General features: G+C 68.1%; 17 protein-coding genes. 8 read left to right on the top strand and 9 right to left on the bottom strand.

Features of this window, described 5'->3' with window-relative positions; translation table 11 throughout:
• Positions 1-70: 70 nt before the first annotated feature.
• From lptD to AC5P9I_RS06765, 7 genes are read left to right on the top strand one after another with little or no spacing between them, the layout of a single operon-like run.
• Positions 71-2,551, top strand: a complete 2,481-nt coding sequence (gene lptD, locus AC5P9I_RS06795) for an LPS-assembly protein LptD (RefSeq protein ID WP_080355593.1) — start codon at positions 71-73, stop codon at positions 2,549-2,551.
• Entirely contained in the window at positions 2,548-3,891 is a 1,344-nt protein-coding gene (locus tag AC5P9I_RS06790) for a peptidylprolyl isomerase (RefSeq protein WP_049470568.1), read from the top strand. The genes lptD and AC5P9I_RS06790 overlap by 4 nt, the downstream gene beginning before the upstream one ends.
• 3 nt (positions 3,892-3,894) lie before the next feature.
• Positions 3,895-4,875: a 4-hydroxythreonine-4-phosphate dehydrogenase PdxA gene (gene pdxA, locus AC5P9I_RS06785; protein WP_057495060.1), complete on the top strand. Its 981-nt coding sequence runs from the start codon at positions 3,895-3,897 to the stop codon at positions 4,873-4,875.
• Entirely contained in the window at positions 4,872-5,675 is an 804-nt protein-coding gene (gene rsmA / locus AC5P9I_RS06780) for a 16S rRNA (adenine(1518)-N(6)/adenine(1519)-N(6))-dimethyltransferase RsmA (protein WP_049470573.1), read from the top strand. The genes pdxA and rsmA overlap by 4 nt, the downstream gene beginning before the upstream one ends.
• Positions 5,676-5,688: 13 nt before the next feature.
• A complete protein-coding gene (apaG, locus tag AC5P9I_RS06775; protein ID WP_008268668.1) occupies positions 5,689-6,072 on the top strand; it encodes a Co2+/Mg2+ efflux facilitator ApaG/CorD in 384 nt (127 codons plus the stop codon).
• 15 nt (positions 6,073-6,087) lie between these two features.
• Positions 6,088-7,104: a symmetrical bis(5'-nucleosyl)-tetraphosphatase gene (locus AC5P9I_RS06770; protein WP_103282782.1), complete on the top strand. Its 1,017-nt coding sequence runs from the start codon at positions 6,088-6,090 to the stop codon at positions 7,102-7,104.
• A complete protein-coding gene (locus AC5P9I_RS06765; RefSeq protein ID WP_130768585.1) occupies positions 7,101-7,760 on the top strand; it encodes a DUF1287 domain-containing protein in 660 nt (219 codons plus the stop codon). The genes AC5P9I_RS06770 and AC5P9I_RS06765 overlap by 4 nt, the downstream gene beginning before the upstream one ends.
• A 111-nt stretch (positions 7,761-7,871) precedes the next feature.
• On the opposite strand, the gene AC5P9I_RS06760 is transcribed toward AC5P9I_RS06765, so the two are convergent.
• The 9 genes from AC5P9I_RS06760 to AC5P9I_RS06720 form a co-directional block, all read right to left on the bottom strand.
• Entirely contained in the window at positions 7,872-8,363 is a 492-nt protein-coding gene (locus tag AC5P9I_RS06760) for a dihydrofolate reductase (RefSeq protein ID WP_187756721.1), read from the bottom strand.
• A gap of 5 nt (positions 8,364-8,368) precedes the next feature.
• Positions 8,369-9,163 (bottom strand): thymidylate synthase, encoded by a 795-nt coding sequence (locus AC5P9I_RS06755; RefSeq protein WP_053462203.1) that lies wholly within the window; start codon positions 9,161-9,163, stop codon positions 8,369-8,371.
• Positions 9,160-10,047 carry a prolipoprotein diacylglyceryl transferase gene (gene lgt / locus AC5P9I_RS06750; protein WP_053506405.1) on the bottom strand — a complete coding sequence of 296 codons (888 nt, stop codon included), beginning with the start codon at positions 10,045-10,047 and terminating at the stop codon, positions 9,160-9,162. The genes AC5P9I_RS06755 and lgt overlap by 4 nt, the downstream gene beginning before the upstream one ends.
• Before the next feature lie 51 nt (positions 10,048-10,098).
• Complete coding sequence (locus tag AC5P9I_RS06745; RefSeq protein WP_049470590.1) at positions 10,099-10,593, bottom strand: TPM domain-containing protein; 495 nt, start codon at positions 10,591-10,593, stop codon at positions 10,099-10,101.
• Entirely contained in the window at positions 10,593-11,480 is an 888-nt protein-coding gene (locus tag AC5P9I_RS06740; protein ID WP_053462200.1) for a TPM domain-containing protein, read from the bottom strand. Before AC5P9I_RS06740 ends, AC5P9I_RS06745 begins: the two co-directional genes overlap by 1 nt.
• 3 nt (positions 11,481-11,483) lie before the next feature.
• Entirely contained in the window at positions 11,484-12,104 is a 621-nt protein-coding gene (locus tag AC5P9I_RS06735) for a LemA family protein (protein WP_130768587.1), read from the bottom strand.
• 564 nt (positions 12,105-12,668) lie between these two features.
• The gene (locus AC5P9I_RS06730; protein WP_053462198.1) at positions 12,669-13,829 is read right to left on the bottom strand and encodes an MFS transporter; all 1,161 of its coding nucleotides are present in this window, start codon (positions 13,827-13,829) and stop codon (positions 12,669-12,671) included.
• Positions 13,830-14,054: 225 nt separating this feature from the next.
• A complete protein-coding gene (locus tag AC5P9I_RS06725; protein ID WP_005408127.1) occupies positions 14,055-14,804 on the bottom strand; it encodes a TerC family protein in 750 nt (249 codons plus the stop codon).
• Positions 14,805-14,837: 33 nt separating this feature from the next.
• Positions 14,838-15,233 (bottom strand): diacylglycerol kinase, encoded by a 396-nt coding sequence (locus AC5P9I_RS06720; RefSeq protein ID WP_049466552.1) that lies wholly within the window; start codon positions 15,231-15,233, stop codon positions 14,838-14,840.
• A 213-nt stretch (positions 15,234-15,446) separates the two neighbouring features.
• Here AC5P9I_RS06720 and AC5P9I_RS06715 point away from each other — a divergent pair, with 213 nt between their 5' ends.
• Positions 15,447-16,148, top strand: a complete 702-nt coding sequence (locus tag AC5P9I_RS06715; protein ID WP_049466550.1) for an SGNH/GDSL hydrolase family protein — start codon at positions 15,447-15,449, stop codon at positions 16,146-16,148.
• The last annotated feature ends 62 nt before the right edge of the window (positions 16,149-16,210 follow it).

Here is a 16,210-nt window from a genome sequence, read left to right as displayed (position 1 = left end):
GTCCGCCTTCATTGCCCCTATGCAAGGGATGGGGCAAGCTACCGTCCGTTTTCGCCCGAATCCGAACCGCGTGCGCCGAGCCCTCCGCCTGCTTCCCCTGCCTCTGAGCATCGCCATCTGCCTGCCGGCAATGGCCGATGAAAAGCCGCTCAACTGGGGCCTGTGCCCGGCTACCGACGTGATTCCCGCGTTCACCGATGCCCCCACCCCGGTCCCCGGGCAGGACAAGGCCGCCGCCAGCGCCGCGCGCGAGCAGCAGCCGACCGACATCGAGGGCGACCAGCTGCTGGGCACCACCACCGTGCCGCAGTACGAAGGCAACGTGGCACTGCGCCGGGGCGACCAGTTCGTCGGCACCGACAAGCTGAGTTTCGATACCGAGAGCGGCAACTACATCGCCGACGGCAATGTCCGCTACCAGGACTCCTCGATCCGCATGGTCGCCAAGCGCGCCGAGGGCAACCAGGAAAGCGACACCCACAAGATCACCGACATCAAGTACCAGCTGGTGTCGCGCCGCGGCAACGGCGATGCCGAGTCGGTCGACCTGCAGGGTGCGGTCGGCCAGATGCACCGCTCCACCTACACCACCTGCGACCCGTCGCAGCCGGTGTGGAAGCTGTCGGCGCCGCAGATCGAAGTGGACAACGACGAGGGCTTCGGCACCGCGCGCAATGCCGTGCTGCGCATCGGCAAGGTGCCGGTGCTGTGGGCGCCGTACTTCAAGTTCCCGATCGATGACCGCCGCAAGACCGGCCTGCTGTTCCCGCAGCTGGGCATGTCCGGCCGCAACGGTTTCGACTACACCCAGCCGATCTACCTGAACCTGGCGCCGAACTACGACGACACGCTGATGCCGCGCTACATGAGCCGGCGTGGCCTGATGCTCGACAACGAGTTCCGCTACCTCTACAACGGCGGCCGCGGCGAGCTGCTGACCGCCTACATTCCCAACGACAAGCTGCGCGACCGCGACCGCGGCCGCGTCATGTTCAGCGGCTACCACAACGTGGATGACCACTGGCAGGCGCGCGCCAACCTGGCCTGGGTCAGCGACGAACGCTACGTCGAGGATTTCGCCAACCGCCTGGTCGGGGTGACCGCCTCGAACCTGCAGAGCACCGTGGGCCTGTACGGCACCGGCAAGAACTGGACGGCCGGCATCATGGCCGACCGCTGGCAGCTGACCGACTACACCCTCAACGAAAGCGCGCTGCCCTACAACCGCCAGCCGCGCCTGTACTTCAACTGGGACAAGCCGGTCCTGCCGTGGCTGGAAACCGGCGTCTACGCCGAAGCGGTGCGCTTCACCCACGACGACATCAACTTCAAGTACGACGCCAGCGCCGGCCCGGACCTGCAGTACACGCGCAACGGCCAGACCCAGCGCATGTACGGCGGCTCGCGCCTGGACGTGAAGCCGTACGTGTCGTTCCCGATCAGCGGCGCGGCCTGGTACGTCACCCCGACCCTGGCCTACCGCTACACCGGCTACGACCTGGACCAGGGCCTGGCCGACAGCGTCCGCCGCAACGTGCTGGTCTCGCAGGGCATCGACCCGAACACCGCCACGCCGGAGCAGCTGCGCGGCAACAAATCGCCCAGCCGCAGCCTGCCGATCGGCAGCATCGACGCCGGCCTGTTCTTCGATCGCGAGACCACCATCGGCGGCAAGTCGTTCCTGCACACGCTGGAGCCGCGCCTGTTCTACCTGCGCACGCCGTACCGCAACCAGGACGACCTGCCGATCTTCGACACCCGTGACTTCACCTTCAGCTGGGGCCAGCTGTTCCGCGACTCGCGCTATACCGGCGCCGACCGCCAGAACGATGCCAACCAGCTGACCCTGGCACTGGGCACCCGCTTCATCGACCAGACCACCGGCAAGGAACGGTTCTCGGCCGCCATCGGCCAGATCCAGTACTTCGACGAGTCGCGGGTGACCGTGACCCCAGGCGGCGCGCCGGTGGAGAAGGGCAAGTCGGCGTGGATCGCCGACGGCAACTACATGATCAACGACCGCTGGACCCTGGGTGCCACCTACCAGTGGGACCCCAAGTACAAGCGCGAGGATCTGGCCAGCGTCCGCGCCCGCTACCTGATGCCCAACGATGGCGTGATCAACCTCAGCTACCGTTACCGCATCAACTCCGGCGCCCCGGCCACCGCCAACAAGCATGACCGCACGCTGCTGGAACAGGCCGACCTGTCGTTCCTGTACCCGCTGAATGCGCGCTGGAGCCTGGTCGGCCGCTACTACTACTCGCTGCAGGACAAGGAACCGCTGGAAATCATCGCCGGCGTCCAGTGGGACAGCTGCTGCCTGGCCGTGCGTGCGGTCGCCCGCCGCTACGTCCGCAACCGCGAAGGCGAGATGAACAACGCCATCCAGCTGGAGTTCGTGCTCAAGGGTCTGAGCTCCCTGGGCCAGGACACGGACCGTACCCTGCGCCGTGCTATCCTCGGCTACAACCGCGACGACCTCTATCTCGTGCCGCCGAGCAACACCGGGGCGACCCGGGATGACTACGATCCGAACCTGATCCCATGACCAAGCGCTTCCCCGTTCTTCTCGCCTCGCTGCTGGCGGTGTCCAGCGTGTCCGCCCCCCTGCAGGTGCTTGCCCAGGAGGCGCAGCCGCTTGACCGCATCGCCGCCGTCGTCGATGAGGACGTGATCCTGCAGAGCGAGCTCCAGCGTGCGATCGCCAACATCAAGGCGCAGTACGCCGGCCGTGAAAACCAGCTGCCGCCGGAAGACGTGCTCAGCCGCCAGGTGCTCGAGCGCCTGGTGCTGGTCAAGCTGCAGGTGGCCCGCGCCCAGGGCAGCGGCATCCGGGTCAGCGACCAGGAGCTGAACCAGGCGATGAATTCCATCGCCCAGCAGAATGGGTCGAACCTGGACGCCCTGCGCCAGCGCCTGGCCCATGACGGCATCGACTTCAACGACTTCCGCGCTTCGGTGCGTGACGAGATCACCGTGCAGCGCCTGCGCCAGAGCTTCGCGCAGAGCCGCATCAGCGTCAGCGAGGGTGAAGTCGACGCCGCCCTGAAGCAGCAGGCCACGGTGGGCAACCAGTACCACCTGGCGCACATCCTGATCGCCCTGCCCGACGGCGCCAACGCCGACCAGATCGCCACCGGCCAGAAGAAGGCCGATGGCGTGAAGACCCTGCTGGACAAGGGCGAGCTGGACTTCAACGCCGCAGCCGTGCGCTATTCGGACAGCCCGAACGCACTGGAAGGCGGCGACCTGGGCTGGCGCAGCCTGGACGAGATCCCCACCGCGTTCGCCCAGCTGATGGAAAAGATGAAGCCCGGCGAAGTGGTCGGCCCGATCCGCGGCCCGAGCGGCTTCCAGCTGCTGAAGCTGGTGGAAGTGCGCGATGCCAGCGCCGCCACCGGTGAGCACACGGTCACCGAGTTCCACGGCCGCCACATCCTGGTGCGCGTGGACGACCACCAGACCGACGCCGCCGCCAAGGCCAAGATCGACACCCTGCGTGCCCGCATTGCCGGCGGTGCCGACTTCCAGGCCGTGGCCCGGGAGTCCTCCGAGGACAACAACAGCAAGGGCCAGGGCGGTGATCTGGGCTGGTTCCCGGCCGACGCGTTCGGTCCGGCGTTCGGCCAGCAGGTCGAAGGCCTACAGGACGGCGGCGTCAGCCAGCCGTTCCGCACCGACGCCGGTTGGCACATCGTGCAGCGCGTGGCGACCCGCCAGACCGACGTGACCACCGACAACCAGCGTGCCCAGGTCCGCGAGACCATCGGCCGCCGCAAGCTGGAAGACGAGTACAACCGCTTCCTGCAGGAACTGCGTGGCGAAGCCTACGTCAGCTTCCGCAGCGGCGACCGCGCGGAAAACACCGCCACCCCGCCGCAGTCCTGACCGATGCGCCCCGAGCTCGCGCTGGTACCGGGCGAGCCCGCCGGGATCGGCCCGGAACTGTGTGTCCGCCTCGTCCAGCAGCCGCGTGAGGATTGCCGGCTGCTGGCCTTTGCCGACCCGGACACCCTGCGCGCGGCCGCGGCCGCGCTGAACCTGCCGCTGCAACTGCTGCCCGAGGACGCCGAAGCACGCGTGCCCGGCGATCTGCGCCTGCGCGCCGTCCGCAACGCTGCGCCCAGCCACTTCGGCCAGGCCGATCCGGCCAATGCCGGCGCGGTCATCGACGCCCTGCTCGGCGCCGGCCAGGCCTGCCTGTCCGGCGAACTGCACGGTGTGGTGACCGGCCCGGTGCACAAGGCAGTCATCAACGAAGGCGGCATCGCCTACAGCGGTACCACCGAACTGCTGGCCGACCAGGCCGGGGTGAAGGTGGTGATGATGCTGGCCAATCACATCGTGCGCGTGGCGCTGGCCACCACCCACCTGCCGCTGCGCGAGGTGGCCGATGCGATCACCGCCCCCGGCCTGGAGCACACCCTGCGCACCGTGCATGCGGCACTGCGCCGCGAGTTCGGCCTGCCCGCGCCACGCATCGCCGTGCTCGGCCTGAACCCGCACGCGGGCGAAGACGGCCATCTGGGCCGCGAGGAACTGGACCTGGTCATTCCCCTGCTGCAGCGGCTGCGCGCCGAGGGCCTGGACCTGGTCGGGCCGCTGCCGGCCGACACCGCCTTCCTGCCGGCCAAGCTGGCCGGTTTCGACAGCGTGCTGGCGATGTACCACGATCAGGGCCTGCCGGTGTTGAAGTACTCAGGCTTCGAACAGGCCGTGAACCTGACCCTGGGCCTGCCCTACCCTCGCGTGGCGGTGGACCATGGCACCGCGCTGGACCTGGCCGGCCGTGGCATCGCCGATCCTTCCAGCCTGCAGGCGGCAGCGACGCTGTGTGCGCAGCTTGCGCGGCAACGTACACTGAGCGCATGAATTCCCCGCATTCCCCCTCCGGCCCGGTGTTCACCGCCCCGGCCAAGAAGCAGCTTGGCCAGCATTTCCTGGCCGATCGCCACTACATCGACAAGATCGTGATGGCGGTCAACCCGAAAGATGGCGACCGCCTGGTTGAAATTGGTCCCGGCCAGGGCGCGATCACCCTGCCGCTGCTGCGCGTGCACCCGAAGCTGACGGTGATCGAGTTCGACCGCGACCTGATCGCGCCACTGACCGCCGCCGCCGAGCCGCTGGGCGAGCTGACCATCGTCCACCGCGACGTGCTGCGCGTGGACTTCACCGAACTGGCCGGCGGCCAGCCGATCCGCCTGGTCGGCAACCTGCCCTACAACATCTCCTCGCCCATCCTGTTCCATGCGCTGGAGCATGCCGCGGTGATCCGCGACATGCACTTCATGCTGCAGAAGGAAGTGGTCGACCGCATGGCCGCTGGCCCCGGCAGCAAGGTGTATGGCCGCCTCAGCGTGATGCTGCAGGCCTACTGCCAGGTCACCTCGCTGTTCGTGGTGCCGCCGGGCGCGTTCCGGCCGCCGCCGAAGGTCGATTCGGCCGTGGTGCGGCTGGTGCCGCGCGACCCGGCCACGATCAACATCAACGACCACAAGCGTTTCGCCGAGGTGGTCAAGGCCGCCTTCGGGCAGCGCCGCAAGACCCTGCGCAATGCCCTGAACAACGTGGTGTCCGCCGAGCAGTTCATCGCCGCCGGCGTGCGTCCCGATGCCCGCGCCGAACAGCTGGACGTGGCTGAATTCATCGCTTTGGCCAATGCCTCCTGATTACACTGCCGGTATGGAAGACGCTGACGTATATGCCATCTCCGTCGAAGTCGCGCCGCGCTTCCTCGACGATCAATCCGCCCCGGAAGACGGCCGCTTCGCGTTCGCCTACACGATCCGCATCCACAACCAGGGGCGGGTCGCCGCACGCCTGGTCGCACGCCACTGGCGCATCACCGATGCCAATGGCCGTGTCGAGCACGTTGACGGCGACGGGGTGATCGGCGAGCAGCCACGGCTGCGCCCCGGTGAAGACTTCCGTTACACGTCCGGTGTCATGCTGGGGACCGATCACGGGACCATGCAGGGGCACTACGACATGGTCGCCGACGATGGCACCGAATTCGCCGCGCCGGTCGCACCGTTCGTGCTGGCCGTCCCGCGCACCCTGCACTGACACGGAGGCCGAACGATGAGTGTGTGGGCGATCGGCGACCTGCAGGGCTGCTATGACGTCACCCAGCGGTTGCTGGAGAAGATCCGCTTCGACCCGGCGCAGGACACCCTGTGGTTCTGCGGCGACCTGGTCAACCGGGGCGGGCAGTCGCTGGAAACGCTGCGGCTGGTGCACTCGCTGCGCGAGCACAGCGTGGTGGTGCTGGGCAACCATGATCTTTCGCTGCTGGCCGTCGGTTCGCGTACCGAAGAGGAACAGCGCAAGGTCAACCCGGACCTGCTGCGCATCGTGCAGGCCGAGGACCGCGACGAACTGCTGGACTGGCTGCGGCTGCAGAAGCTGGTGCACGTGGACCGCGAGCTGGGCTGGATGATGGTGCACGCCGGCCTGGCGCCGAAGTGGACCACGCAGATGGCCGAGAAGCATGCCGCCGAGGTCGAGGTGCAGCTGCATGGCGCCGGCTACCGCAAGCTGTTCCGCAACATGTACGGCGACAAGCCGAGCTGGGCCCCGAACCTGTCCGGCTACGACCGCTCGCGCGCGATCATCAACGTGCTCACCCGCATGCGCTACTGCACCCCGCGCGGGCGCATCGGCATCGAGGACAAGGGCACGCCGGGCACGCAGGAACAGGGGCTGTATCCCTGGTTCGAAGTGCCGGGCCGGGTCGAGCGCGACCTCAAGGTGGTCTGCGGCCACTGGTCGGCGCTGGGCCTGACCATTACCCAGGGCGTGCACGCCATCGACACTGGCGCGGTCTGGGGCGGCAAGCTGACCGCGCTCCAGCTGGATACCGACGAGCTGCGCGTGGTGCAGGTCCCGGGCCGCGATGTACCGGCACCAGTGCCCAACGCCCGCCCACCCGCGCGACCGGCGCACGAGCGCCCCGCCGCTGCGACACAGGGCAAGGAACAGGGCGGCAACGCCGCTGCCACCCCGGGCAACCGTGGCCCACGCCGCCGTCGCCGTCGTGGTGGCGGAGGGGGCGGCGCGGGTGGCGGCACCAACAACAGTCCCCCGCCGCAGGCGTGACGCGGCGCGGCTGGGCACCAGGGACGGTGCTGCTGACGCTGGCCCTGGCCAGCGGCTGCCAGCCCGGCTCGCCGCCTGCTCCCACGGCTGCGGATGGTGCTGCACATGCGCCGACGCAGCCGCGGGCCCCTTCGCCGCCACTGGTGGCCGCAGCCCGCGCGCAGATCGGCGTCACCACCCGTTACGATCCTGCTTACCAGGTACTGGCCTATCCCGGCGGCGACGTGCCACTGGATCGCGGCGTGTGCACGGACGTGGTGGTGCGCGCCCTGCGCGATCTGGGCCTGGACCTGCAGGCACGCGTGCATGAGGACATGCGCGGCAGCCTCAGTGCCTATCCGGCGATCTGGGGCCTGTCACGGCCGGACCGCAACATCGATCATCGTCGTGTACCGAACCTGATGCGCTGGTTCGAGCGCCAGGGCTGGCAGCAACCGGTCACGGCCCTCGCCGCCGACTACGCGGCCGGCGACATCGTTGCCTGGAAGCTCAATGGCAACGGCCTGCTGCACGTGGGCATCGTTTCTGACCGGCGCCTGGCCAATGGCACACCGCTGGTGCTGCACAACATCGCGCGCGGCACGCGCGAAGAGAACCTGCTGTTCCAGCACGCGATCATCGGGCATTACCGGATGCCGCAGCGACAGTCCCGGTAGAGTCGACTGTTAGTCGACTGCTCCTGCCCCCCCTGAAAACCCCGCGCTGCGCGCTATAGTCGACTAACAGTCGACGCTACCCCGCCGGTGTTTTCGTTGATACTTCCGCGATCAGCGCCGCACGTAGTGCACGAAGCGGAACGCATGGGCGTGCCGTTCGTCGGTCGGGTGCGGCTCGCTGCTCACTTCCTGCCAGTCCTGCACGTCCACTTCGGGGAAATGGGTATCGGCGGGGACTTCGGCATCGACCCAGGTCAGGTACAGGTCACTGGCCTGGTCCAGCAGCTGACGGAAGATCTCGCCGCCACCGATGATGCACAGCTCGCGGGCGCCCTCGGCTTCGGCAATGGCCTTGGCCTCGTCCAGCGACGCCACCGCGCGCATGCCCTCGAACGGCACCTGGCCGCTGCGGGTCAGCACCAGGTTGGTCCGCCCCGGCAGCGCGCGGCCGATCGACTCGGCCGTCTTGCGCCCCATCAGGATCGGCTTGCCCAGGGTGAGCGCCTTGAAGTGCTTGAAGTCATCCGGCAGGTGCCAGGGCATGGCATTGCCCTGGCCGATGCCACGGTTGCGGTCCAGCGCCACGATCATCGACAGCTTCAGGGCACTCATACCGCCACCGGCGCCTTGATGGCCGGGTGCGGGTCGTAGCCGTCGATGCGGATGTCGTCGAACTGGAAGCCGAACAGGTCGGTCACCTCCGGGTTCAACCACAGCGTCGGCAGCGCGCGCGGTTCACGCGACAACTGCTCGCGCGCCTGCTCGAAGTGGTTCGAATACAGGTGGGCATCGCCCAGGGTGTGCACGAAGTCGCCCACGCCCAGGCCGGTGGCCTGCGCCACCATGTGGGTCAGCAGCGCGTAGCTGGCGATGTTGAACGGCACCCCGAGGAAGATGTCGCCGCTGCGCTGGTACAGCTGGCAGCTGAGCTTGCCGTCCACCACGTAGAACTGGAACAGGTTGTGGCACGGCATCAGCGCCATCTGCGAAAGCTCGCCCACGTTCCAGGCGCTGACCACCAGCCGGCGCGAATCCGGATTGCGCTTGATCTCGTCCACCAGCCACTGCATCTGGTCGATCTCGCGACCGTCGGCAGTGGCCCAGCTGCGCCACTGCTTGCCGTAGACCGGGCCGAGGTCGCCGTTCTCGTCGGCCCACTCGTCCCAGATGCGCACCTGGTTGTCCTTCAGGTAGCCGATGTTGGTGTCGCCCTTCAGGAACCACAGCAGCTCGTGGATGATCGAGCGCAGGTGCAGTTTCTTGGTGGTGACCAGCGGGAAGCCATCGTTGAGGTCGAAGCGCATCTGCCAGCCGAACACGCTGCGGGTGCCGGTACCGGTGCGATCACTCTTCTCGGCGCCGTGCTCGAGCACGTGCGCCAGCAGGTCCAGGTAGGCCTTCATGCCTTGCCCCCGGCGGCCACCGGCGGCTGCGGCTGCAGGACCGGCGCGCGGCGCGACATCACCAGCAGCACCAGGCCGAAGGCAATCAACGGCAGGCTCAGGATCTGGCCGCGGGTCAGCCAGCCGAAGGCCACGTAGACACCGTTGTCGGGCATGCGCACGAATTCGACGGCGAAGCGGAACAGGCCGTACATCAGCGCGAACAGGCCGCCGACCAGATAGCGGTGGCGCGGCTTGGCCGACACCGTCCACAGCACCACGAACATCACCAGGCCTTCCAGGAACGCTTCATACAACTGCGACGGATGGCGGGCGTACGGGTTCAATGCGCCGGTGGCGAACTGCGCCTGCAGGGTGGCAGTGTCGAGCTGGTTCAGCGGGGCCGGCAGGCCCGACGGGAACACCACGCCCCAGGTCCCGTCGGTGTACTTGCCCCACAGCTCGGCACCGATGAAGTTGCCGATGCGGCCGAAGCCCAGGCCCAGCGGCACCAGCGGCGCCATGAAATCCATGGTGTCGAAGAAGTGCAGGCGGTGCTTGCGCGACCACCACCAGCAGGCACCCAGCACGCCGAGCAGGCCGCCGTGGAAGCTCATGCCGCCATCCCAGACCTTGAACAGCAGCAGCGGGTTGTGCAAGAAGTCACCCAGCGCGTAGAACAGCATGTAGCCGATGCGGCCGCCCAGCACCACGCCGAGCATGGCGTAGAACAGCAGGTCGGAGAATCCGTTGGCATCGACGCCCGGCAGGCGCCCCGCGGCGATGCGCGTGCGGCCCAGCAGCCAGGCCGCGGTGAAGCCAAGCAGGTACATGATGCCGTACCAATGCACCTTGATCGGCCCCAGCGAAAGGGCGATGGGGTCGATGTCGTGGAAATAGATCATGGAAGGTGCCTTGCGGTTGAACGCCTATTCTCGGGCCAGTGCCGCCCCGGCTCAACCAAGGAGCTGGGGCGTGTTGGGCAGGCCGTCATCGTCTGACCGCGTCGAAGCGGGAAAGTGCCCTTCGATCAGGCTGGAGACCTCGTCGATCGCATCCTGCAATGCTTCGACCGGATGAGCGCCGCGCAGGCCCTCGCGCAGGTGGGTGCAGACCCGCTGCCACTGCGCCGGGCTGACCCGGCCGTGCAGGCCACGATCGGCGACGATCTCGATCGCGTGGTCGGCCAGCAGCAGGTAGATCAGCACCCCGTTGTTGTGGGCGGTGTCCCAGGTGCGCAGCCGGGCGAACGCCTGCTCGGCGGCCTGGCGCGGGGTGACCTTGTGCCACAGCGCGGCCAGCGGCAGATCCGCTTCCACCGCGAACATCACCTGCCCGCCGTGGCGCTGCTCGCCGGCCGCGATGGCCTCGGTGATCGCCTGCAATGTGGCCGGCGGGAACGCGCGCCGCACCGAGGGCGAAAATGCATGGCGGAACAGACGTTGGATCATCACCAGCCTCCCGAAGCGCCACCGCCACCGGAACGGCCACCGCCGCCGCCCCAGCCGCCACCGCCGCCGAATCCACCGCCTCCGCCGAAACCGCCTCCCCCGCCCCAGCTGCCACCGCCCCAACCGCCACCGCCGGCAAAGCGGCCCGGGTGCCCGGACAGCATCGCCACGATCAGGCCGACCACGCCGGCCAGGCCACTGGCCAGCAGCGTGGAGGTGAACAGGAACGCCGCCAGCGCCGCACCCGCGCCGCCGAGCAGGCCGCGCAGCGGACGCGGTACGCGCGAGAAGACGCCGCGCAGGATGCTGCCGGCGAACACGCCGATGAACAGCGCCAGGAACCAGGTGTCGCCGCCAGCGCCGGGCTCGCGCCCGCGATGGCCGCTGACCGGTGCCGGCAGCGGTTCGCCGTCGATCAGCTTGACCAGCACCGCTGTGGCATCGGTGATGCCGCCGGCATAGTCGCCGCTGCGGAAGCGCGGGACCAGGTATTCCTGGATGACCCGGTTGGCGATGGCATCGGGGATGGCGCCTTCAAGACCGTAGCCCGGCTCGATGCGCACGCGCCGGTCATCCTTGGCCACCACCAGCAGCACGCCGTCATCCACGCCCTTGCGGCCGATCTGCCATTGGTCGAAGACCCGCGTGGTGTACTGCGCGATGTCCTCCGGCTGGGTCGTGGGCACCACCAGCACCTGCAGCTGGCTGCCCTTGCGCTGCTGCAGCTCGATCGCCTGCTGCACCAGCGCCTGCTTCTGCGTGGCGTCCAGCGTGCCGGTGGTATCGACCACCGGCGAGTCCAGCGCAGGGATCGGCGCCAGCGGCTGTGCCTGCGCTGCCAGCGGCAGCCACAGCAGCAGGGCCAGCAGCGCGGTGGCCAGGCGCATCGGTCAGTGGCCCGGCTGCGGTGCCGGCTGGCGCTGCGGCGCGTTGCCGAAATCGACCGCTGGCGCGTTGGAAATCTGCGCTTCGTTGTCCACCGTGAAGTTCGGCTTGGTCTTGTAGCCGAAGATCTTGGCGGTGACCACCTGCGGGAACGAACGGATGTAGGTGTTGTAGTCCTGCACCTGCTGGATGTAACGGCCGCGCGCGACCGTGATGCGGTTTTCGGTGCCTTCCAGCTGGGCCTGCAGGTCGCGGAAGTTCTGGTCGGACTTCAGCACCGGGTAGTTCTCGGTGACCACCAGCAGCCGCGACAGTGCGCTGCCGAGTTCACCCTGGGCCTGCTGGAACTGCTTGAGCGAGGCTTCGTCGTCGGCGTTGACGTTGATCTGGCCGACGCGCGAACGGGCGTTGGTGACTTCGGTCAGGACACGCTCTTCCTGGCTGGCAAAGCCCTTCACCGTCTGCACCAGGTTGGGCACCAGATCGGCGCGGCGCTTGTACTGGTTGAGCACTTCGGACCAGCTGGCCTTGACCGCCTCATCCTTCTGCTGGATGGCGTTGTAGCCGCAGCCGGACAGCAGGGAGGCCAGCAGCATCAGGGGCAGGACACGGGTGAACAGGCGCATGGCGGAGGTTCCGGGTGGGCTTGGCGCCGAGCATGCCATGGTCCGGGTGAAAGACCGGCCATCGGGCGCCGCCCCCTCCGCGGTGGTTGGCAAGGAAGCGCTATCGGGATCGGCCGGGAGGGTGGGTTAGCTGGGGGACGCCGTGAATACGTCCATGTAGGCTCGGTCGCGCCATCCATGGCGCTCACGCCCCCAGCCAACCCACCCTCCCGGCCACGGACAATTTCCTGCACACCGCGGGAAGATCAAAAGAAAAAATCAAAAGCAAAAGCCGGTTTTTCAGGCATTCGAGGCGATCAAGGTCGACACCTGCCAGAGCGGGACGCCGTTCCGACCGATCGCAGCAATCTGTCGGAGGTGGGGCGGTGTGGGTTGGCAGGACCGTTGGCGCCATGGATGGCGCCATCGAGCCCCCATGGATGGGTTCACGGCGTGTCCTGCCAACCCACACCGCCCCGCCCAACCCTCAGAAAACCAGCGCCGGCTGTTGCGGTTGCTGTTGCTTCGGCCGTTGCCTTGGCCTGTAGCGGGTGCAGGGCTGCAAGCCCTGCCGGCCCCCCCCCCTCAGCAGGCCTCGGCCACCGCAGTGCGCGGACGCCCCAGCCACGCCAGCAGCAGGCCCGATGCCGCCAGCAGGCCACCGGCCACCGGAATCGCGGCGTAGCCCAGGCCCGAGCTGATCACCGCACCGCCCAGCGCCGCACCCACCGCATTGCCCAGGTTGAACGCCCCCACGTTGATCGACGACGCCAGGCCCGGCGCCTCGCTGGCCACCTGCATCACCCGGATCTGCAGCGGCGGCACGAGGGCGAAGGTCGCCGCACCGAACAGCAGTACGCCCAGCGCCGCAGTGGCGTGGCTCATGAAGGCCAGCGGCAGCACGAACATCAGCACCGCCAGTACGGCCAGCAGGATGCGGGTGGCGCCATCCAGCGACCAGTCGGCCATGCGCCCGCCGATGCCGTTGCCGAAGGTGAAGCCGATGCCGATCAGTGCCAGCGACATCGCGATGAAGGCATTGGAGGCGCCGGTCAATTCGGTCAGCACCGGTGCGACGTAGGTATAGAGGGTGAACATCGCACCGGCGCCCAGCACGGTGGTGGCCATCGCCAGCAGCACCTGCGGCTGCAGGATCGCCTTCAGTTCGCGGCGCACGTCGGGGCGCGGTCCCGGCGCGGACGCCGGCAGCGCGAAGCCCAACGCGGTGATTGCGATCAGGCCCAGCGCCGCAGTCCCCGCAAAGGACAGGCGCCAGCCCAGCTGCTGGCCTACCCAGGTCGCCAGCGGCACGCCGCCGATGTTGGCGATGGTCAGGCCCATGAACATGGTGGCCACGGCCGCAGCCTGCTTTTCCTTCGGCACCAGGCTGGCGGCGACCACCGCACCGATGCCGAAGAACGCGCCGTGGTTGAGGCTGGTGACCAGGCGCGACAGCAGCAGCAGTCCGTAGTTGGGGGCCAGCGCGGACAGCAGGTTGCCGACCACGAAGATCGACATCAGCAGCATCAGCGCGGTGCGCTTGCCGAAACGGCCCATCAGCAGGGTCATCACCGGCGCGCCCAGCATCACGCCCACGGCGTAGGCGGTGATCAGCATGCCGGCGGTGGGGATCGACACCCCCACGCCGTCGGCGATGACCGGCAGCAGGCCCATCGGGGCAAACTCGGTGGTTCCGATGGCGAAGGCGCCAACGGCAAGCGCCAGCAAGGCGGCTCTGGAATTCATGGGGGTTTCCTGGGGGCGGGAATCGGGAGTGCGTAGCCTGCGCGCTTTGCTGCGCCGGATTAAGCCTCGGCCCGGGAAAACACTGTTGATCCTGATTCACAAGTGGACCCCGGAAATCCGCCATCCGTGCAAAAACCGCAGGGCCGTTGCAGAGCCGGGGGCCCACAACGCAGAACCCCCGGCCGGGGCCGGGGGTTCTGGGAAACGTGTACGCCGGTGGCGTGCTTACCAGTTGCCGGCACCCGGCACGTTGTGCTCGCGGGCGCGGCGGCGCATCAGCAGGTTCAGCCACTCGACCAGCACCGAGAAGCCCATCGCAGCGTAGATGTAGGGCTTGGGCACGTGCACGTCCAGGCCGTCCAGGATCAGCACCGCGCCGATCATCAGGATGAAGGCCAGCGCCAGCATCTTCACGGTGGGGTTGGCGTCGATGAAGCGGCCCAGCGGGTTGGCGGCCAGCAGCATCACCAGCACCGACAGCAGGATGGCGGCCACCATCACCGGGATGTGGTCGGCGATGCCGACGGCAGTGATCACCGAGTCCAGCGAGAACACGATGTCGATCACCGCGATCTGCGCGATCACGTAGCCGAACACGGCCGAGGCCTTGGTGGTGCTGGGGTCTTCATCCTCGCCGCCGCTGATCAGCTCCTTGATCTCCATGCAGCCCTTGATGATCAGGAACAGGCCGCCGACGATCAGCACCAGGTCGCGGATGGAGATGCCCATGCCGGCCACGGTGAACAGGTTGGCCGCCATGTGCGCCAGGTAGGCCAGCGAGACCAGCAGGCCGATGCGGGTGATGCAGGCCACCGCGATGCCCAGCTTGCGTGCGAACGGACGACGCTCTTCCGGCAGCTTGCTGACCGCGATGGAAATGAACACCAGGTTGTCGATGCCGAGCACGATTTCCAGCGCGCTGAGCGTGAACAGGGTCACCCAGGCATTGGGGTCGGCGAGGAACTCAAAGGACATGGAAACTCTTCAAGGCAGTGGGGGAATGGGGTTTCAGCCGTAGCTGCCGGCCAGCGCGTGCGGAACCACGACCAGCGCCCAGCACAGCAGCACGTTCATCATCAGCACGAACACCGCCGCCGAGCCCATGTCCTTGGCACGGCCGGCCAGTTCGTGGATCTCGCTGCCGTAGCGTTCGATGACCGCTTCGATGGCCGAGTTGGCCAGCTCCATGGCCAGTACCAGCAGCATCGAGCCGATCAGCAGCGCGCGTTCGACCGGGGTCTGGCCCAGCCAGATCGCGGCTGGCGTCAGCAGGATCAGCAGGTACACCTCCAGCCGGAACGACGACTCGTGCAGCCAGGCGGCCCGCAGGCCCTGCCAGGACCAGCGGGCGGCCTGGAAGATGCGGCGAGGGCCGCGCGGCAGATGACCGAACTGATCAGCCACGGGTGGAACGTCCAGCAACAGGGGCGCGGCGCAGCAACCGCTCAGACGCACGGCAGGGAATCATGGGTGCACAGGAATAGGCAGACGGCCGCCATTTTGCCACAAGGCCGCCGGCCCTATCCCCGGCGGCCCGGGCGAATGGCCTGCCAGGGGCAAGCACCGGGCCGCGCCATGCTCCTATGATGGGTCTTCCCTTGCCTGCTGGAGCGCCTGATGTCCCGTCGCCACACCTGCCTGCTGATGCTGGGCCTGCTGACTGCCGCACCGCTTGCCCAGGCCCTGGGCCCGGCCAGGCCGCCGCAGGTGCCCGAACAGGTCTCCAACGTGGCCTGGGCCGGCGACATGGCCCACTTCGCCAGCGCGGACCAGGCGAACCCGCCGCCGCGCGGTGGCATCGAGTTCATCGGCAGCTCCTCCATCCGCTTCTGGGAGAGCCTGGCCACCGATTTCCCCGGCCAGCCGGTGTTCAACCGCGGCTTCGGCGGTTCGGAAGTGCGCGACAGCACCTGGTATGCCGACCGCATCGTGGTGCCGTATGCGCCGTGCAAGGTGTTCTTCTACGCCGGTGACAACGACCTCAACAGCGGCCGCAGCGCGGTGCAGGTGCGCGACGATGTGGTCGCCTTCGTGCAGCGCGTGCACCGCGACCTGCCGAAGACCCGGGTGGAATACCTGTCCATCAAGCCGAGCCCGTCGCGCGCGCACCTGCTGCCGGCAATCAAGGAAGCCAACGCGCTGATCAAGGCTGCACTGGCCAGGCTGCCCAACACCGGCTTCACCGACATCTACACGCCGATGCTCGGCGCCGACGGCCAGCCGGATGCGACACTGTTCCGCGAAGACATGCTGCACATGACCCCGGCCGGCTACGCGATCTGGACCAAGGCGCTGGCGCCGAAGGTCCACTGCAACTGAGGGACTGCGGACGCCGGGCATGGCCCGGCGCTACCGCAACCCCATCCACGCATGGCGTGGAT

Source organism: Stenotrophomonas sp. YJH_SMC_29 (genome assembly GCF_059371235.1).
The sequence above is the reverse complement of the archived record's forward strand: the minus strand, read 5'-3'. Positions and strand labels throughout refer to the sequence as shown.